This is a genomic window from Flexivirga aerilata (assembly GCF_013002715.1).
Classification (GTDB): domain Bacteria; phylum Actinomycetota; class Actinomycetes; order Actinomycetales; family Dermatophilaceae; genus Flexivirga; species Flexivirga aerilata.
Genome location: NZ_JABENB010000001.1, coordinates 1,457,677 through 1,475,265, shown reverse-complemented (window position 1 = coordinate 1,475,265; position 17,589 = coordinate 1,457,677). Strand labels below are relative to the sequence as shown.

Annotated in this window: 17 protein-coding genes; 8 read left to right on the top strand and 9 right to left on the bottom strand. The window is 69.0% G+C overall.

The window, feature by feature from the left end:
* Positions 1–197: 197 nt before the first annotated feature.
* Positions 198–875 (bottom strand): TetR/AcrR family transcriptional regulator, encoded by a 678-nt coding sequence (locus HJ588_RS06975; protein ID WP_171153400.1) that lies wholly within the window; start codon positions 873–875, stop codon positions 198–200.
* A gap of 70 nt (positions 876–945) precedes the next feature.
* Between HJ588_RS06975 and HJ588_RS06970 the strand changes: the two genes are divergently transcribed.
* Genes HJ588_RS06970 through HJ588_RS06945 form a run of 6 tightly spaced genes read left to right on the top strand, consistent with a single transcriptional unit; the run spans position 946 to position 6,276 of the window.
* Positions 946–1,875 (top strand): AurF N-oxygenase family protein, encoded by a 930-nt coding sequence (locus HJ588_RS06970; protein ID WP_171153398.1) that lies wholly within the window; start codon positions 946–948, stop codon positions 1,873–1,875.
* On the top strand, positions 1,872–2,723 hold the full coding sequence (locus tag HJ588_RS19940) for a DUF4873 domain-containing protein (protein WP_171153396.1): 852 nt from the start codon (positions 1,872–1,874) through the stop codon (positions 2,721–2,723). Before HJ588_RS06970 ends, HJ588_RS19940 begins: the two co-directional genes overlap by 4 nt.
* Positions 2,724–2,759: 36 nt before the next feature.
* Positions 2,760–3,683, top strand: a complete 924-nt coding sequence (locus tag HJ588_RS06960) for an ABC transporter ATP-binding protein (protein WP_171153394.1) — start codon at positions 2,760–2,762, stop codon at positions 3,681–3,683.
* Complete coding sequence (locus HJ588_RS06955) at positions 3,680–4,597, top strand: hypothetical protein (RefSeq protein ID WP_171153392.1); 918 nt, start codon at positions 3,680–3,682, stop codon at positions 4,595–4,597. Before HJ588_RS06960 ends, HJ588_RS06955 begins: the two co-directional genes overlap by 4 nt.
* A 45-nt stretch (positions 4,598–4,642) precedes the next feature.
* A complete protein-coding gene (locus tag HJ588_RS06950) occupies positions 4,643–5,560 on the top strand; it encodes an ABC transporter ATP-binding protein (protein ID WP_171153389.1) in 918 nt (305 codons plus the stop codon).
* On the top strand, positions 5,557–6,276 hold the full coding sequence (locus HJ588_RS06945) for an ABC transporter permease (RefSeq protein WP_171153387.1): 720 nt from the start codon (positions 5,557–5,559) through the stop codon (positions 6,274–6,276). Before HJ588_RS06950 ends, HJ588_RS06945 begins: the two co-directional genes overlap by 4 nt.
* Before the next feature lie 20 nt (positions 6,277–6,296).
* On the opposite strand, the gene HJ588_RS06940 is transcribed toward HJ588_RS06945, so the two are convergent.
* The 5 genes from HJ588_RS06940 to HJ588_RS06920 form a co-directional block, all read right to left on the bottom strand.
* The gene (locus HJ588_RS06940) at positions 6,297–7,520 is read right to left on the bottom strand and encodes a CynX/NimT family MFS transporter (RefSeq protein WP_171153385.1); all 1,224 of its coding nucleotides are present in this window, start codon (positions 7,518–7,520) and stop codon (positions 6,297–6,299) included.
* Entirely contained in the window at positions 7,517–8,200 is a 684-nt protein-coding gene (locus HJ588_RS06935; RefSeq protein ID WP_171153383.1) for a FadR/GntR family transcriptional regulator, read from the bottom strand. Before HJ588_RS06935 ends, HJ588_RS06940 begins: the two co-directional genes overlap by 4 nt.
* A gap of 99 nt (positions 8,201–8,299) precedes the next feature.
* Positions 8,300–10,678 carry a phosphoenolpyruvate synthase gene (gene ppsA, locus HJ588_RS06930; RefSeq protein WP_171153380.1) on the bottom strand — a complete coding sequence of 793 codons (2,379 nt, stop codon included), beginning with the start codon at positions 10,676–10,678 and terminating at the stop codon, positions 8,300–8,302.
* Between the two features lie 48 nt (positions 10,679–10,726).
* Complete coding sequence (locus HJ588_RS06925) at positions 10,727–11,560, bottom strand: pyruvate, water dikinase regulatory protein (protein ID WP_425483531.1); 834 nt, start codon at positions 11,558–11,560, stop codon at positions 10,727–10,729.
* A gap of 61 nt (positions 11,561–11,621) precedes the next feature.
* Positions 11,622–12,917 carry an aspartate aminotransferase type Ic gene (locus tag HJ588_RS06920; protein ID WP_171150733.1) on the bottom strand — a complete coding sequence of 432 codons (1,296 nt, stop codon included), beginning with the start codon at positions 12,915–12,917 and terminating at the stop codon, positions 11,622–11,624.
* On the opposite strand from HJ588_RS06920, the gene HJ588_RS20155 reads away from it, so the two are divergent.
* Positions 12,802–13,449, top strand: a complete 648-nt coding sequence (locus HJ588_RS20155; RefSeq protein WP_425483530.1) for a DUF2785 domain-containing protein — start codon at positions 12,802–12,804, stop codon at positions 13,447–13,449. The two genes, HJ588_RS06920 and HJ588_RS20155, sit on opposite strands and share 116 nt — an antisense overlap.
* On the opposite strand, the gene HJ588_RS06910 is transcribed toward HJ588_RS20155, so the two are convergent.
* Entirely contained in the window at positions 13,376–14,605 is a 1,230-nt protein-coding gene (locus tag HJ588_RS06910) for an MFS transporter (protein ID WP_171153376.1), read from the bottom strand. The two genes, HJ588_RS20155 and HJ588_RS06910, sit on opposite strands and share 74 nt — an antisense overlap.
* Complete coding sequence (locus HJ588_RS06905; protein WP_171153374.1) at positions 14,602–15,255, bottom strand: ArsR/SmtB family transcription factor; 654 nt, start codon at positions 15,253–15,255, stop codon at positions 14,602–14,604. The genes HJ588_RS06910 and HJ588_RS06905 overlap by 4 nt, the downstream gene beginning before the upstream one ends.
* Before the next feature lie 70 nt (positions 15,256–15,325).
* Here HJ588_RS06905 and HJ588_RS06900 point away from each other — a divergent pair, with 70 nt between their 5' ends.
* Entirely contained in the window at positions 15,326–16,135 is an 810-nt protein-coding gene (locus HJ588_RS06900; RefSeq protein ID WP_171153372.1) for a TrmH family RNA methyltransferase, read from the top strand.
* Between the two features lie 70 nt (positions 16,136–16,205).
* Here the strand turns inward: HJ588_RS06900 and tuf are convergent, their stop codons facing one another.
* A complete protein-coding gene (gene tuf / locus HJ588_RS06895; protein WP_171153370.1) occupies positions 16,206–17,399 on the bottom strand; it encodes an elongation factor Tu in 1,194 nt (397 codons plus the stop codon).
* Positions 17,400–17,589 lie beyond the last annotated feature (190 nt).

Here is a 17,589-nt window from a genome sequence, read left to right as displayed (position 1 = left end):
TGATCACTGCGCGTCAAGCAACCTGACCAGTGTGCCAGAGGCCGCAGCATGCGCCAAATCGAGGCAGAGCCGAGGCGTATGACGCTGCGCACACCCCGCCCGCGCGTCTGCGGCGATCCCGTAAGCAACCGTGACGCCATACGCACCCTCGCTCACGGGATGCGCGGACCGACCGAGCAGAAGCGAAGCAGTCAGGCTCAGCTCACGCCGCTGAACGCGCGCCCCAATCCGGTTGCGACGGCGTCGAGTTCGACGCCGGAGGAGCCGGCGATGCCGGCCAGTCCCCCGATGATGAGGTCGGTGACCTGCTGGCCGATGCGGTCGCGGGCCGCCTGCTCGGGGGTGGACAGGTAGAGCTCACCCGCCGCGACGCCCATGGCCACGATGCAGTGCGCCCACGTCTGCGCACCGGCGGCGTCGATGCCGCTCGCGACGAACACCTCGTGGATCAGCCGGTAGAGATAGTCGGTGACGCCCTGCTGGGTGAGCCGCAGGTCGTCGCCGGAACGCCGCCGCATCAGCGCCAGGTAGACCTGCGGGTGCTGGTCGATCGCGTGCAGGAACGCGTCGACCGCGCGGGTCACCACCTCGAGCGACGACACGCCGGGCACGTTCAGCTCTGTGCGGATCGCGGCCAGGATCCGCTCACCCTCGGCGACGCCGACCGCGCGCATCAGGTCGTCCTTGTCGTCGAACTGGCGGTAGAGCACCGGCTTGGTGACGCCGGCGGTGCGCGCGATCTGCGCCACGCTCACGTCCGGGCCGTCCGCCTCGATCGCCGCAATCGCCGCGTCGACCAGCACCACACGGCGCGCGTCGCGCTGTGTTTTCCGCTGCGCGTCACGCGCGCGATTCCAGGGCGTGGTCTCGGGCATCAGACGTATGACGGTAGCAAACTCTCCGGACCACTGGTATTCAGATGTTACCGGCGGTACGCTTACTGCCATGACGACAACTCTCGAGCCCTCCACCGGCCGGTCCGCCGACCGTCAGTCGCCCGACCGCGAGACCGTCTCCGAGCGCCTTCTCAAGGGGTCGGTCCGCCGTTCCTACGCACCCATCGTCGACATCGACTGGGACGCGCCGCTGGAGGAGGGCAAATACTTCCTCCCGCCCACGCTGCTCACCCTCTACGGCACGCCGTTCTGGGACTCGCTCACCGAGCAGCAGCGCATCGACGTCTCCCGCGAGGAGATGGCCAACGTGCTGTCGGTCGGCCTCTGGTTCGAGACGCTGCTCGACCTGGCGCTGCTGCACCGGCTGACCGAGAAGGACCCGGCCGGCCAGGAGGCGCAGTACTCCCTCACCGAGATGGGCGACGAGTGCCGTCACATGGCGATGTTCGCCAAGGTCATCGACCGCTGCGGCGCCCGCGTCTACCGGATGTCCGAGCTCAACCGGCGGGTGCTGCGACTGCTGCCGTTCACCCTGCACGGCTCCGGCCTCTGGCTGTTCGCGCTGGTCGGCGAGGAGATCTTCGACGCGATGCAGCGCCGCGGGCTGGACGACCCGCAGCTGCAGCCGATCGTGTCGCGGCTGATGCGCATCCACGTGACTGAGGAGGCGCGCCACATCAGCTTCGCCCGCGACGGACTGCGCCGTCGTACCCACACCAAGGACAAGCGCGAGAAGTACTTCCTCGCCAACGCGCACGGCGCCGTCGCCATCCTCTTCAACCAGTGGCTGACCAACCCGGCGATGTACCGCCGCGCCGGACTCGACGGCGACCAGTGCGCCAAGATCGCCCGGTCCAACCCGCACTTCAATGCGATGAAGCAGGAGGGCTTCGCCGACCTCGCAGGCTTCCTGCGGGAGACCGGCTTCATGGGCCCGATCGCCGAAAAGGGCTGGCGCAAGGCGGGATTCCTGCCGTGATCACCATCAACCTGATCGGCGCCGACGCACTCAGCACGTCGCGCGCGGCCGATGCGCTCTCCCGGATCGAGCAGGTGCAGGTGCGCCGCACCGACACCTCCGACACTGCCCCGCCCACGGCCGTCTGGGAGGACGATCACTGGCTGGTCGACGGGGTCGGCGCCGGCGTAGTGGTGCTGGTCGGTGGCCCGGAGGTCGCCACCGCCACCGGCCGGGGCGGCCGCGTCCTGCACGACGCGTTGCAGGACGGCCGCCTCTACCGCGGCGTGCAGCGCAGCGGCTTCCCCAACCTCTTCGTCGTGCGCGACCGCGAGGCCCTCTCGTATGTCGCCGACGCGCTCGAGCTGATGCGGGTCACCGAGGCCGTCTGGGTCGACGTGCGCGAGGCCGTGCAGCTGGAGACCGACCGTCCGCGCTCGACCTCCGACTGGCCGCGCGTCACCGAGCGGCGCCGCTTCCCGTGGCAACGCGCCCGGCGCATCGCGCAGGTCGGGCACGCCGGCCACCCGCGCCGCGACGACCTGTGGTTCGGCTACGCCGAGCCGGGGCTGCTCGACGCCGCCTGGTACGGCCCGGCCGAGATCGAGCTGCCGGACGGCGAGCGCATCACCGTGCAGGCCCAGCTGACCGGCGCGATGCAGCCGACCGACGGCCAGTACCACTGGCAGGGCCACATCGCCGCGGCGGACGGTCTCAAGCCGGGCACCAAGATCGTCGTACACGCAGGCGGGACGCCCGCTCCCGGGCGCGTCTCGGAGCTGACCCCGTGGGGCAGCCTGCACATCACCGGCGCGGGCCAGCCGCCGTTCCCGCTCGACGACCTGGAAGTCGACATTCCGGCCGTATGACGGGACCTGCGCGCCCGGATCAGTAGGGTGACGCGCATGGGGGTCGTCGACACGCAGCACCTGACCAAGCAGTATCCGCGGGTGCGCGCGCTCGACGACCTGACGCTCAGCATCCCCGAGGGCATCACCGGCATCGTCGGCGTCAACGGCGCCGGCAAGTCCACGCTGATCAAGGTGCTGCTCGGGCTGCTGAAGCCCACCGGCGGCAGCGCACGTGTGCTCGGCATGGACCCCGCCACGCAGGGCGCGCAGGTGCGCGAGCTCGTCGGTTACATGCCCGAGCACGACGTGCTGCCGGCCGACGTGTCGGCCGCCGAGTTCGTGATGCACATGGCGATGATGTCCGGGCTGCCGCGCAACGCCGCCCGCGAGCGCACCTCCGACGTGCTGCGGCACGTCGGACTCGCCGAGGAGCGGCACCGCGCGATGGGCGGCTACTCCACCGGCATGAAGCAGCGGGCCAAGCTGGCGCAGGCGATCGTGCACAGCCCGCAGCTGGTGCTGCTGGACGAACCCACCAACGGTCTCGACCCCCGGGCGCGGGACGAGATGCTGGACCTGATCGGCCGCATCGGCCACGACTTCGGCATCTCGGTCGCGGTCACCAGCCACCTGCTCGGCGAGCTCGAACGCACCGTCGACTACGTCGTGGTCATCGACGCCGGCCGGCTCCTGCGCGCCTCCCCCACGACCGACCTGACCCACACCACCGGCAACGTGCTGGTCGAGGTGCTCGGCCCGCCGGGCAGCGACCAGCTGGTCGGTCAGGCGCTGGTCGACCGCGGCATCCCGGCCTGGCCGGTGGGCGACCGCATCGAGGTGCGGCTCGAACGCCCCGAGACGCTCGATGTCATCCGCGACGTGGTGGTCGCGCAGGGGCTCGGCCTGGTCCGCATCCAAGAGGTGCACCACAGCCTCGAGGAAGTCTTCCAGCAGCCGACCGGAGGTGTCCCCGCATGAGCACCCCACCTCGCCAAGGCGTCATCCACGACATCGGCTACCGCACCTTCACCGGGCGGCGGCAGGGCACCGGCGCGATCGCGCTGTCGCTCTACCTCACCTCGCTGCGGCACTGCTTCGGCCTCGGCCGCTCGAACAAGTCGAAGATCATGCCCTTCCTCGTGGCCGCGCTGATGCTCATACCCGCCCTCGTGCTCGCGGGCCTCGCCATACAGCTGAGCAAGATGTCGCTGGGTGATCAGGCCAATCTCTTTGCGCCACTTGCCAATTACTTCGGCTACCCCTATTGGACGCAGCTGCTGATCACCGTGTTCGCGGCGTCCCAGGCGCCGGTGCTCTTCGCCCGCGACCTGCGCTACCGGACGATCGTGCTCTACTTCGCGCGGCCGCTCGACCGCTCGACCTACGTGCTGGTCCGGCTCGCCGCGCTGGCCACCGCCCTCTTTGCGGTGATCGCCATCCCGATGACCATCTGGTATGCCGCAGCGCTCTCCTCCGGCCTCGATCGCACCCAGCACACCAAGAACTTCTTCGCCGCGATCTTCGGTGTGCTCGTGCTGTCGCTGATCCTCGCGACGTTCAGCGGCATGGTCTCGGCGATCACCACCCGCTCCGGGCTCGCCGTGGTCGCGGTCATCGTCGCGCTCATGCTCACCTCCGGCATCGTCACGATCGTGCAGGGCTCGGCATACGACACGGGCAACGAGACGGCCGCGATGATCGCCTCGATGTTCAACCCGTTCACCCTCGTCGCCGAGGTGGTGAGCGGGCTGTTCGACCAGCCGCGGCCGGTGCCTTCCATCCCGCACCCGAGCGCCGGGTGGACCGTGGTGTTCATCGTGGTCACGCTGGTGTGGATCCTCGGCGCATCGTTCGTGCTCGTCGAGCGCATCCGGAAGGCGGCGGCACTGTGACCATTGCGAGCAATCCCGAGGAATCCCGAAGACGGACCCGATCTCATGAGTGATCTCGTCCTGACCGATGTGTCCCGCTGGTATGGCAATGTCGTTGCGGTCAACGACGTTTCGATGCACATCTCCCCCGGCATCACCGGCCTGCTCGGCCCCAACGGTGCCGGCAAGTCGACCCTGCTGTCGATGATGGCCGGGCTGCTGCCGCCGTCGACCGGCACCGTCACCATCGACGGCGCACCGACCCGCGGCAACGTCGAGATCTACCGCAAGATCGGTCTCGTGCCGGTGCAGGAGTCGCTCTACGACTTCCTGACCGGCAGCCAGTTCGTCCGGCTCAACGCCGATCTGCAACAGGTGCCCCAGCCCGACGCCGCGACCAAGCACGCGATCGGGCTGGTCGACATGGCGGCCGCCGCCGACCGGAAGATCTCCACCTACAGCAAGGGCATGAAGCAGCGCATCAAGGTCGCCTCGGCGCTGGTGCACCAGCCGCCGGTGCTGCTGCTCGACGAACCCTTCAACGGCATGGACCCGATCCAGCGGCGCCACATGATGGGGTTGCTCACCGACTTCGCGCAGCAGGGCCGGACGATCGTCTTCAGCTCGCACATCCTGGAGGAGGTCGAGCAGATCGCCCGTCAGGTGGAGGTCGTGGTCGCCGGAAGGCACGCTGCGAGTGGCGATTTCGCCGCCATACGACGGCTGATGACCGACCGGCCCAATCAGTATGTCGTGCGCAGCTCCGACAACCGGCGGCTCGCCACGCTGCTGCTGGGCGAGCAGTCGGTGCGGGGTGCGCGCCTGCGCAGCAACGACGTGCTGGAGGTCGAGGCCGACGACTTCGGTGCCTTCGCGCACGCGGTGCCGCGGGTCGCCCAGCAGCACGGCATCCGCATCCTCGAACTCACTCCGACCGACGAGTCACTCGAGAGCGTCTTCAGCTACCTGGTGAACGCCACATGAGCGCCCCCATCCTCCGCCTCGGCCTGCGGTCACTCTTCGGACGCGCCCGCGTCTGGCTGATGGTCGCCATGCCGGTGATCCTCGTCGTGCTCGCGTTCGTCCTACGACGGGCGAGTTCCGGTGACGTGCCCGCAGATTCGGCCGAACAGCTGCTCCGCAACTTCGGCATCGGCATCGCCGTGCCGGTCGTAGCACTGGTCGCGACGACGACGCTGATCAACTCCGAGTTCGACGACGGGTCGATCATCTACCTGCTCACCAAACCGGTGTCGCGAGTCTCGATCATCGCCAGCAAGGCGGTGGTCACCCTCGGCGCCGGAGTTGTCTTCGCCGCGGTGCCGATGCTGATCGCCGGTCTCATCCTGAGCGGCACCGCCGACCGGATGGCGCTGGCCGGCCTCCTCGGCGGGGTCGTCGCGAGCATCGCCTACGTCGGTGTCTTCACCGCGCTCGCGACCACCATGAAACGCAGCATCATCGGCTGCCTGCTCTTCTGGCTGATCTGGGAATCCACTCTGGCGTCGCTGTTTTCGCCGGTGAAGTGGCTGTCGCCGAGGACGTGGGGCAACTCCGTCATCCAACACGTGTCGAGTGGCATCGCGGACACGCCACCGGTGCCGCTCTGGTATGCGCTGGCCGCGACCGCCGTGGTGCTCGTCCTCGGCGTCGTGCTCGCCGGCAAGCGGCTCGCCTCGATGACGATCTCCGAGGAGTAGCCTCTCGGGCCGCGCCGATTTCAGCCCGCGCGCATCGTGCCCGCCCTGGCGGCGCGCAACGCCGACAAGGCCTGCGGCACGATCGCGAGCGCCAGCACGCTCATGGCGAGGTTCCACGACCCGGAGGCGTCGTGCACGGCGCCGATCAGGATGGGGCCGATCGCGGCCAGACCGTAGCCGATCGACTGCGCCATACCCGACACCTGACCGGTCTGCGCGGTGGAGTTGCTGCGCAGCACCATGAAGAGCAACGCCAGGCTGATGCCGGAGCCGGGCCCCATCATCACCAGGCAGACCCAGAGCAGTGGCACGGCGTCGGTGGAGACCAACCCGATGAAGCCGATGGCGCAGAAGACCAAGAACGCCAAGGCAATTGCGCGTTGGTCGCGCATGCGGCCGGCGATCATCGGTGCGGTCAGCGAGGTGAGCAGACCCGCCACCTGGCCCAGCGCCAGCGTGGTGCCGGCTTCGCCGTGCGTCATACCCCGGTCGAGCAGGTAGGTCGGCAGCCACGCACCGAAGGTGTAGAAGATCAGCGACTGGGCACCCATGTAGACGGTGATCGCCCAGGCGACCCGGTCGCGATAGAGGCTGCCGCCGCCGGCGTCGTCGCGGATGGTGTGCACCCGGCGGAGCTGCGGCAGCCACTGGACGAGGGCCAGCAGCGCCAGCACACCCCAGACCGCGAGCGTCAGGCGCCAGTTGCCGCCGAGCGCGTCGTCGATCGGCACCGTGACGCCGGCCGCGACCGCGGCACCGCCGGAGAGCGTCATCGAGTAGAGCCCGGTCATCATGCCGGAGCGGTGCGCGAAGTCGCGCTTGATCAGCGCCGGCAGCACCACGTTGCAGACCCCGATCGCGGCACCCACCGCCATCGAACCGGCAAAGAGCGCAACGACATCGGGCACCAGGCGCAGCGCGATCGCGGCGAGCAGCAGGACGAGCGCGCCGAAGATCGTGCGCTCGATGCCGAAGCGGGCCGCGAGCCGGGGCGCGACCGGCGCGGACAGCCCGAAGAAGAGGACCGGCAAGGTGGTGAGCAGGCCGGCGGCGGCGCTGCTGAAGCCCTGATCCTCGGAGATCGTATCGAGCAGCGGCCCGACCGACACCACCGCAGGCCGCAGGTTGGCCGCGACGAGCATGATGCCGACGGCCGCGAAAACAGCTGCGGCACCTCGGAGTTCGCTGCTTGTCGACTGCCGCTGATGGACGGCGCCGCGCGCCGTGAGGTCGGTGTCGGTCATGCGCGCTTGATTTCCGCTTCGAGTTCGTCGATGTAGTGGTTGACCGCGGCGCGGGCAGCCTCGGGGTCGCCGGCGTCGATCGCGTCGATCGCCTCGCGGTGGCCCTGCGGGTGCAGACCGGTGTGTGCCGCGGACGTGGCGGTGATCTCGGCGTGCGTCGCCGCGATCGCCTCGACGACCCCGTCGAAGATCTCGACCATCAGCGGGTTGCCGGCGGCCGCCACCAGTTGGGTGTGGAAGCCGACGTCCTCGCGGGTGTAGGTCTCGAGGTCACCGGCCGCGAGCGCGGCCTCCGCCCGGTCGAGCACCGCCCGGAGCTTCGCGCGGGTACGCGCCGACGCGCTGCGCGCGGCACTCGCGGCGGCCTCGGACTCCAGCGCCCGGCGCACCTGCATCAGGTCGAGCGCCGCCGACGACGCGCCCCGACTCATCGCTGCGGCAAAGGGATTGGCGCTGCGCACGTAGGTGCCGTCACCTCGGCGCGGCTGCAGCATGCCGGTGTGCTCCAGCGCCCGCACCGCCTCACGGATGGTGTTGCGGCCGACCCCGAAGTCGCGCACCAGCTCGGGCTCGGCCGGGATGCACGTGCCGACCGGCCACTCTCCGCCGCGGATGAGCTGCTCCATGCGTTCGACCACCAGCTCGCTGGTGCGTCTGGGCGGGGTGATGGGCTGCGTCATACATTGAACCTAACATCCCATGTATGACGGGCGCGTCTCACCACGCGAGCGGGAGGTGGGCTGCTCGCCCACCTCCCGCTCAGCCGTGCCGAAGAACCGTCAGGCGCCGGCCTTCTCGCCACGCTTGGCGATCCGCAGCCAGGTCTCGACGACGGTGTCCGGGTTGAGCGAGATCGACTCGATGCCCTGGTCGACCAGCCACTCGGCGAGGTCAGGGTGGTCCGACGGGCCCTGCCCGCAGATGCCGACATACTTGCCCTGCTCCTTGCAGGCGGTGATCGCCATGGTGAGCATCGCCTTGACCGCGGGGTCGCGCTCGTCGAATCCGCCTGCCACCAAACCGGAGTCGCGGTCCAGACCGAGGGTCAGCTGGGTCATGTCGTTGGAGCCGATCGAGAAGCCGTCGAAGTACTTCAGGAACTGGTCGGCGATGACCGCGTTGCTCGGCACCTCGCACATCATCACGACCTGCAGGCCGTTCTCCCCGCGCTTCAGGCCGTACTTGGCGAGCAGATCGGTGACGCCCTTGGCCTCCTCGATGGTGCGCACGAACGGGATCATGATGCGCACGTTGGTCAGGCCCATCTCCTCCCGGACAAAGCGCAGCGCCTCGCACTCCATCGCGAAGCAGTCCTCGAAATCCGCTGACAGATAACGGGATGCGCCCCGGTAGCCGATCATCGGGTTTTCCTCGTCGGGCTCGTAACGCTCGCCGCCGATCATCCCGGCGTACTCGTTGGACTTGAAGTCCGACATGCGCACGATGACCGGCTCCGGCGCGAACGCCGCCGCCAGCGACGCGACACCCTCGGCGACGCGCTCCACGAAGAAGTCGCGCGGGCTGTCGTATGCCGAGATCAGCGAGCGGATCTGCTCCTGCAGCTCGGGCGTCTGGTCGTCCAGCTCGAGCAGCGCCTTGGGGTGGATGCCGATCTGCCGGTTGATGATGAACTCCAGCCGTGCGAGGCCGATGCCCTTGTTGGGGAGGCGGCTGAACTCGAAGGCCTGGTCGGGGGTTCCGACGTTCATCATGATCTTGGTCGGAATGTCGGGCATCTTGTCGAGCTCGGTCTCCTTGACCTCGAACTCGCGCAGACCCTCGTAGACGAAGCCGGTGTCACCCTCGGCGCACGAGACGGTGACCTCCTGCCCGTCGGTGAGGTCCTTGGTGGCGGTGCCGGTGCCGACGACGGCCGGGATGCCGAGCTCGCGGGAGATGATCGCGGCGTGGCTGGTGCGGCCGCCGAGGTCGGTGACGATCGCCGACGCCCGCTTCATGATCGGCTCCCAGTCGGGGTCGGTGATGCCGGCCACCAGCACGTCACCCTGCTCGAACTCGTGCATCGTCTCCAGCGTCAGCTTGCGCACCCTGCCGGCGCCGATCTTCTGACCGATCGCGCGTCCCTCGACCAGCACCGGTCCGCGCTCCTTCATCACGTAGCGCTTCAGGGTGGAGCTGCTCGCGCGCGACTGCACGGTCTCCGGGCGGGCCTGCAGGATGTAGAGCTTGCCGTCGGAGCCGTCCTTGCCCCACTCGATGTCCATCGGCCGGCCGTAGTGCTCCTCGATGGCAACGGCGTACTTGGCCAGCTCGGTGACCTCGTCGTCGGTGAGCGAGAGCCGGCCCTGGTCCTCCGGCTCGACCGGGACGAAGTGGATCGTCTCGCCGACCGTGTCGTCCCCGGTGTAGACCATCTTGGTGGTCTTGGAGCCGACGCCGCGCTTGAGGATCGCCGGCCGGTCCTCCTTGAGCGCCGGCTTGTAGACGTAGAACTCGTCGGGGTTGACCGCACCCTGCACGACGGCCTCACCCAACCCGTAGCTCGAGGTGATGAAAACCGCGTCGCGGAAACCGGATTCGGTGTCCATCGTGAACATCACGCCCGATGCGCCGATGTCCGATCGCACCATGCGCTGGATGCCCGCGGAGAGCGCCACCAGGGAGTGGTCGTAGCCGGCGTGCACCCGGTAGGCGATCGCCCGGTCGTTGTAGAGCGAAGCGAAGACCAGCTTGATCGCGTGCAGGATGTTGTCGATCCCGCTGATGTTGAGGAAGGTCTCCTGCTGGCCGGCGAAGGAGGCGTCCGGCAGGTCCTCGGCGGTGGCGCTGGACCGCACCGCGAACGTCGCGTCCTGCCCCTGCTCGGCGGTCAGCTTCTCGTAGGCCGATCGGATGTCGGCCTCGAGGTCGGCCGGGAAGTCCTGCTCCTCGATGTCGCCGCGGATCTTCGCACCGACCCGGGCCAGCTCACGCACGTCGTCGACGTCGAGGTCGGCGAGCAGCCCGTCGATCTCGTCCTTCAGGCCGGTGTCGACCAGGAAGCGGCGGTAGGCGTCGGCCGTCGTGGCGAAGCCGGTCGGCACGTTGACGCCGGCCTTGGCCAGGTGCTGCACCATCTCGCCGAGCGAGGCGTTCTTACCGCCCACCGACTCGACGTCGTCGATGCCGAGATCGGCGAACCATTCGATGTTGCTCATTCCAGCCGTTCCTTCCAGCCATTCTTCGGGGTATGACGAGGCTCGCGCTCAGCGGGCCGCGCTCAGCTTGCGGGTCTGCATGATCATGGCCGCCATCTCCTCCACCGACATGTTGGCGGAGTTGATGTAGGGGATGCGGTGGGTGCGGAAGAGCGCCTCGGCGCGCCGCAGCTCGTAGGTGCACTGCGCAAGCGTGGCGTATGCCGAGCCCGGTCGTCGCTCGCTGCGCACCTGGCTGAGGCGGGCCGGCGTCGACAAGAGGCCGAAGCACTTGTCGGCATACGGCTTGATCGGCCGGGGCAGGTCGCTGGACTCGAAGTCCTCCTCGACCAGGGGGTAGTTGGCCACCCGCAGGCCGTACTGCAACGCGAGATACATGGTGGTCGGCGTCTTGCCGCAGCGGGACGGCGCGGTGAGGATCAGGTCGGCCCGGTCGAGCTGACGCAGGCTCTGCCCGTCGTCGTGCTCGATCGCGAACTCGACGGCCTTCATGCGCGCGTCGTACTGCCCCTCGTCGCGCACGCCGTGGGCGCTGGTGGAGTTGTGCGCGGCGTTGACGTGCAGCACCTGCTCGACCATGTCCAGGTGCGACCCGAAGAGGTCGATGAAGGCGCAGTCGGTGCTCGACAGGATCTCCCGGATCTCCTCGACCGCGACCGTGGAGAACACCAGCGGCGTGACCTCGCTGGTCTTGGCGGCGTCCATCTGGGCGACCGCCTCGCGCGCCTGCTCGGGGGTCTTGATGAAGGGCAGCTTCTCCCGCACGAAGCGCACGCTCGGGAACTGCTGCAGCATCATGTTGCCGAGCGTTTCGGCCGAAATGCCCGTGCCACCGGCCACGAAGAAGACGGGTGTCGGCGGCGCCTTCACCGGGATGTCCACAGGGCGAACTCTGCCATATCCGCCGGACGCCCGGCCGGGCACCCGCTGCGGATCGGGCCCATTACCGGCCCTGCCCTCCGGCGCTCAGTTTCTCGGCGGCGGCGAGCAGCACGCAGGTCGCGACGGCCTCCATCGCAGGCGTCACCTCCGCAAGCGCCGGGTAGGTGGGCGCCAGCCGGATGTTGGTGTCCTGCGGGTCGTTGCCGTAGGGGTATGACGCGCCGGCCGGCGTCAGCGCGACACCCGCGGCCTTGGCCAGCTCGACCACCCGGGACGCGGTGCCGGGCAGCACGTCGAGGCTGACGAAGTAACCGCCGACCGGGTCGGTCCAGGTGGCGACGTCGAGACCGCCGAGGCGTTCGCGCAGCACCCGCTGCACCTCGGCGAACTTCGGCGCGATGATGTCGCGGTGCCGCCGCATGTGGGTGATCACGCCCTCGGCGTTGCCGAAGAACTCGGCATGGCGCAGCTGGTTGACCTTGTCCGGGCCGATCGACCCCTTGCCGAGGTGGCCGAGATACCACTTCACCTGCTCCGGCGACGCCGCGAGGAAGGCGACGCCGGCGCCGGCGAAGGTGATCTTGGAGGTCGAGGCGAAGACGATCGGCCGGTGCGGGTGGCCGGCGGCGCTGGCGAGCGACAGGATGTCGGCGCTCTTGACCTCGTCCTCGGTGAGGTGGTGGAAGGCGTAGGCGTTGTCCCAGAAGATCTTGAAGTCGTGGGCGGCCGTCGGCATCGCGGCGAGCTTGGCGGCGACGTCCTGACTGCACACCGAGCCGGCCGGGTTGGAGTAGGTCGGCACCAGCCACATGCCCTTGATCGTCGGGTCGTCGGCGACCAGCGCGGCGACCGCGTCGGCGTCCGGGCCGTCCGGGGTCATCGGCACGGTGATCATCTCGATGCCGAGCGAGTCGAGCAGCGTGTGGTGCCGGTCGTAGCCGGGCACCGGGCAGATGAAGCGGACCTTCTCCTCCAGCCGCCACGGCTTCGGCGAGTCGACACCGCCGAAGAGCACCAGGTCGACGAGCGTGTCCTTCATCATGGTGAGGCTCGAATTGCCCCCTGCCACAAGCTGATCCGGCGACACCCAGAGAAGCTCGGCGAAGATCTCGCGCAGCTCGGCGATGCCCTGCAGGTTGCCGTAGTTGCGGGTGTCGGCGCCGGAGGCGTCGTTGACCTGGGTGGGCAGCGTGAGCAGCCCGTTGGACAGGTCGAGCTGCTCGGTGGAGGGCTTGCCGCGGGTGAGGTCGAGCTTCAGCCCGCTCGCCTTGAGTTCGTCGTATGCCGTCTGCTGCGTCTCGCGGAAGCTCGCGAGTTGGTCGGCGGACAGAGCGGACAGCGGCTGTGCAGTGGACACGGGTTTCGGCAATCTCCTGGCGCGGCGCAAAGGGGTTACCCCGCGATTGTCCCAAACGCCGCCTGGGGCCCGGCTCGGCATACCGGATCGCGGGATCGTCAGGTGCCAGACTGCCGCGCATGGACGACTCGCGCCTGACCCAGCTCGTCGGCGCCTCGCGGACACGTGGCCGAAAGGCGAGCCGTGGCCGCCGGCATGGACCGACGCCGTGCTCGCCTGGTGGCCGGCCGAGCAGGATCTGCGCGGCTACGACGAGCAGCTCGGGTGGGTGCACGCGGTTGCGCACGGCGCCGACGCGGTGGGCGCCCTCGGCTTCGCGGGCCCGGACGCGTCGCTCGAGCCGCTGCTGTCGCCGGTTGCGGCCTACTTCGCGACCGGCGAGCCGGGACCGCTCCCGGCCGCGGCCGGCAACGGCATAGGTGGCGGGCCCGCTGACCCTGGATCACGGGGTCACGGGGTCACGGGATCGCGCGGATGTGCGGGCGCGTGGCGAAGAGCACGCACAGCAACGACATTCCGGCACCGAAGGTGACCGTCGCGGTCAGCACGGAGCTTGCAGCGGCGAGCACTCCGAAGAGCGGCATGGTCGCGGGGATGAGCAGCTGATCGCCGAGCTGACTGACCGAGGAGGCGCGGCCGAGTTGGGCCGGCGCGATCACCCGCTGGAACGTGCCGCCCAGCCAGACCGACCCGAGCCCGGCGGTGAGGCCGATTGTCAGCATGCCGGCGAGCAGGGCCAGCCGGGAGGGCACACCGACGGCGGCGAGACCCAGTCCCTGGATCGCGAGGACCGAGAAGGCCCGGCGCGCGAGATGGCTGCCCTGCAGGCGGATCCCGGCCAACGAACCCGCTATCGCGCCGGCCGCGAACACCGCCTCGCCGATGCCCAACCACGTTGCGCCCCAGTGCGATCCGGACACGCGCAGCGCGACGCCGACGGCCATGACCGGGGAGACGAAGACGTTCATCGCGGCCAGCCCGATGAGGAAGGTCCGGGCGACCGGAGTGCGCCATACGTAGGAGAGTCCGGCACGCAGCGCCCGATGCCAGGGCTCGTGAGTGGCGCGCGGCAGACGAAACCGCGGACGTATGACGAAGGCCAGCACCAGGAGCACGGCACCGAACGAGATGGCATCCACGACCATCGACGCGCCGAACCCCCACTGGACGACGGCGGCCCCGACCGGCGCGCCCAGCAGGCGCGCGAGGCGCAGGCCGGTCTGTGACCAACCACCGACGGTCACCAGATCCCGCGTGGCGACGAGCTGCCGCATCAGCGTCGCCGACGCCGGACTGCTCAGCCCCGCGGCCGTGCCGAACGCGATGGCGACGGCGAAAAGCACTGCGGCGGAATGGAATCCGAGCTGCCAGGCTGCCGTAGCGAGCAGCAGCACGACGACCCGCGCGGCCGCCCCGGCCATCATCACCCGCCGGGTGTCGAAGCGGTCGGCGATCACCCCGCCGAAGAGCGTGCACACCGCCTGCGGGAGCAGCTCGATGCCGAGCACGACCCCCGCCAGTCCCGGCGACAGTAGGTGCACCGCTGTCCAGGCGAGACCGATCGTGAAAACCGTGTCCCCGCACGCAGATACGAGCGAGGCGGCGAGGTAGGCGTGCACCATCCGGTCCCGCCGCACCGGCGGCGGTGGTGCCGCGACGAGGACGGGCTCGTCGACGATTGCGGTCATCGGCGCTCACCCGCCCCGGGCTCGCTCGGGAAGATGCGGGCGATGAAGCGCACCGGTCGCCGCTCGGCGTCCGGGTGCAGCTCGGCGTCGGCCCGCACCTCGTCGGTCCACTCGCGGGCGATCGCCTCGACCCGCTCCCCCAGGTCACGCAGTTGCTCGGCCGTCGCCGCGACGAAGGTGTCGCTGGCGCGGGCCTCACGCCATACCTCCGGCAGCTCGTGACGCCCGCGCATCCATGCGGCCGTGGCCGCGTTGAGGTGCTGGAAGTTGGCCCACTCGGCGGCGTCGGTCACCTGCCGGGCGAAGCTGCCGGCGGTGTAATCGTCGCCGCTCCACGACAGCCGCCGGTGAAGGCCGCGCCACCACGACTCACGGGTGTCGCGCGCGAGTTCCGGTGCAGGCTCGACGAATCCGGCCTTGTGCAACGGCTTCAGGTGGTGACTGACCGACCCGACCGCGAGGTCGAGCCGCGCCGCCAGCCCACCGACCGTGGCCGGCCCGTCGGTCGTCAGCACCTCGTAGATCCGGCGCCGCACCGGGTGGTGCACCGCGAGCAGCGCGTCGATCAGCGCGGCCCCTTCGGCTGGCCAGGACTGCTCCGGCTCGGGTGCGGAGTCGGTATGGCGCTCGGCGGCGGTCTTCCTCGGCATGACTGCAAGCGTCGCGGGCAGCCACGGCATACACAAGAGTACTTGTATAAGTCTCCCGTACGATTCGACGGTGACCGACCTGGAACTCATCACCGACCGATCCGACCCGGCCGTGCAGCGGCTGACCGACCTCAACCGTAAGGCGCGAGGCCCGGTCCGCAGCCTGTTGATCGAGGACTTCGACCCGCTGCTGCAGGCGATCCGGTCGGGCCTGGTCTTCGTGGAGGTCTACGGGCTGCAGACCGCCGACTTCCCGGACGAGATCCGGCAAGCGTGTGATGACAGGCAGATTCCGGTGCGGCTGCTCAGCACGGAACTCGCCGGTGAGATCTTCAAGATCGAGAAGAAGCCGAAGGTCTTCGGCATCGCCCACCTGCCGAAGCCGGCGCGGCTGCGTGACGTCGCGGACAGCAGGCAGGACCTGGTCGTGCTCGACGGGGTGAAGATCGTCGGCAACATCGGGGCGATCATCCGCAGCAGCTTCGCCTTCGGGGTGAGCGCCGTGGTCCTCATCGACAGCGACCTGCCGTCCATCGCCGACCGCCGCCTGGTGCGGGCCAGCCGCGGCTACGTCTTCTCGCTGCCGGTCATCCTCGCCACCCGCCAGCAGCTCGCGTCGTTCCTGCAGGACCAGGCGACCGGGGTGCGCCTCGCGACCTTCGACGCACACGCGGAGACCGAGCTGGAGGAGCTTGCCGACATACCCGACCGGCTGGCGTTGGTGCTCGGCAGTGAGCGCTTCGGCCCGTCGAGCGAACTCCACCAGGGGTCCGCGCTCGAGGTCTCGATCCCGATGAACCCCGACGCCGAGTCGCTCAACGTCTCGGTCTCCGCCGGCATCGCGATGTACACCCGCGCGGCGTACAACCTGCGCGGCTGACCAGCCCGGGCATGCGAAAGGCCCCGGATCTCTGGTGAGATCCGGGGCCTTTCAGCCGTTCAGCGCAAGATCACTTGAGGATCTTGGTGACGCGGCCGGCGCCGACGGTGCGGCCGCCCTCGCGGATGGCGAAACGCAGACCGTCCTCCATCGCGACCGGCTGGATCAGCGTGACGGTCATCTCGGTGTTGTCACCGGGCATGACCATCTCGGTGCCCTCAGGCAGCTTCACGACACCGGTCACGTCGGTGGTGCGGAAGTAGAACTGCGGGCGGTAGTTGTCGTAGAACGGCGTGTGACGGCCGCCCTCGTCCTTGCCGAGGATGTAGACGTTGGCCTCGAACTCGGTGTGCGGGGTGGTCGAACCCGGCTTCACCACGACCTGGCCGCGCTCGACGTCCTCGCGCTTGGTGCCGCGGAGCAGCAGACCGACGTTCTCACCCGCGCGACCCTCGTCGAGCAGCTTGCGGAACATCTCGATGCCGGTGACGGTGGTCTTCTGGGTGTTCTCGCGGATGCCGACGATCTCGACTTCCTCGTTCACCGTGAGCACACCGCGCTCGATACGACCGGTGACGACGGTGCCACGACCGGTGATCGTGAAGACGTCCTCGATCGGCATCAGGAACGGCTTGTCGGTGTCGCGCACCGGGTCCGGGATCGACTCGTCGACCGCGTCCATCAGTTCCTCGACCGACTTGACCCACTCGGCGTCGCCCTCGAGCGCCTTCAGCGCCGAGACCTTCACGACCGGAGCGTTGTCACCGTCGAACTCCTGGCTCGACAGCAGCTCACGGACCTCCATCTCGACGAGCTCGAGGATCTCCTCGTCGTCGACCATGTCGGCCTTGTTCAGCGCCACCAGGATGTAGGGGACGCCGACCTGACGCGCGAGCAGCACGTGCTCACGGGTCTGCGGCATCGGGCCGTCGGTGGCGGCGACCACCAGGATGGCGCCGTCCATCTGCGCCGCACCGGTGATCATGTTCTTCACGTAGTCGGCGTGACCCGGCGCGTCGACGTGCGCGTAGTGGCGCTTGTCGGTCTCGTACTCCTGGTGGGAGACGTTGATGGTGATACCGCGCTGGCGCTCCTCGGGAGCGTTGTCGATGTCAGCGAACGCCGCAGCCTTGTTCAGGTCCGGGTACTTGTCCGCCAGCACCTTGGTGATGGCAGCCGTCAACGTGGTCTTGCCGTGGTCGACGTGACCGATCGTTCCGATGTTGACGTGCGGCTTGGTCCGCTCGAACTTGGCCTTAGCCACTTTGGGGTCCTCCTTCAAGGACTTGCTTCAGCGCCGGGGCGGCGCCGTGTTTGTTTGCGTCGATTCCGCGCGTAGGGCCCCGCTCGCTTCGCTTCGCGAGCCCCTGCTGTCATCGACGCGCCTGAATTTTGCTTCTTTCTACAAACCGGGCTGACGATAAGCGCTGCGCCATACGACGTTCAATTCGTAT

Excerpts from the sequence above, each read along its gene's own strand:
- HJ588_RS06975 (WP_171153400.1), bottom strand. The coding sequence starts at position 875 with ATGCCCGAGACCACGCCCTGGAATCGCGCGCGTGACGCGCAGCGGAAA.
- HJ588_RS06970 (WP_171153398.1), top strand. The coding sequence starts at position 946 with ATGACGACAACTCTCGAGCCCTCCACCGGCCGGTCCGCCGACCGTCAG.
- HJ588_RS06960 (WP_171153394.1), top strand. The coding sequence starts at position 2,760 with ATGGGGGTCGTCGACACGCAGCACCTGACCAAGCAGTATCCGCGGGTG.
- HJ588_RS06955 (WP_171153392.1), top strand. The coding sequence starts at position 3,680 with ATGAGCACCCCACCTCGCCAAGGCGTCATCCACGACATCGGCTACCGC.
- HJ588_RS06950 (WP_171153389.1), top strand. The coding sequence starts at position 4,643 with ATGAGTGATCTCGTCCTGACCGATGTGTCCCGCTGGTATGGCAATGTC.
- HJ588_RS06945 (WP_171153387.1), top strand. The coding sequence starts at position 5,557 with ATGAGCGCCCCCATCCTCCGCCTCGGCCTGCGGTCACTCTTCGGACGC.
- HJ588_RS06940 (WP_171153385.1), bottom strand. The coding sequence starts at position 7,520 with ATGACCGACACCGACCTCACGGCGCGCGGCGCCGTCCATCAGCGGCAG.
- HJ588_RS06935 (WP_171153383.1), bottom strand. The coding sequence starts at position 8,200 with ATGACGCAGCCCATCACCCCGCCCAGACGCACCAGCGAGCTGGTGGTC.
- ppsA (WP_171153380.1), bottom strand. The coding sequence starts at position 10,678 with ATGAGCAACATCGAATGGTTCGCCGATCTCGGCATCGACGACGTCGAG.
- HJ588_RS06910 (WP_171153376.1), bottom strand. The coding sequence starts at position 14,605 with ATGACCGCAATCGTCGACGAGCCCGTCCTCGTCGCGGCACCACCGCCG.
- HJ588_RS06905 (WP_171153374.1), bottom strand. The coding sequence starts at position 15,255 with ATGCCGAGGAAGACCGCCGCCGAGCGCCATACCGACTCCGCACCCGAG.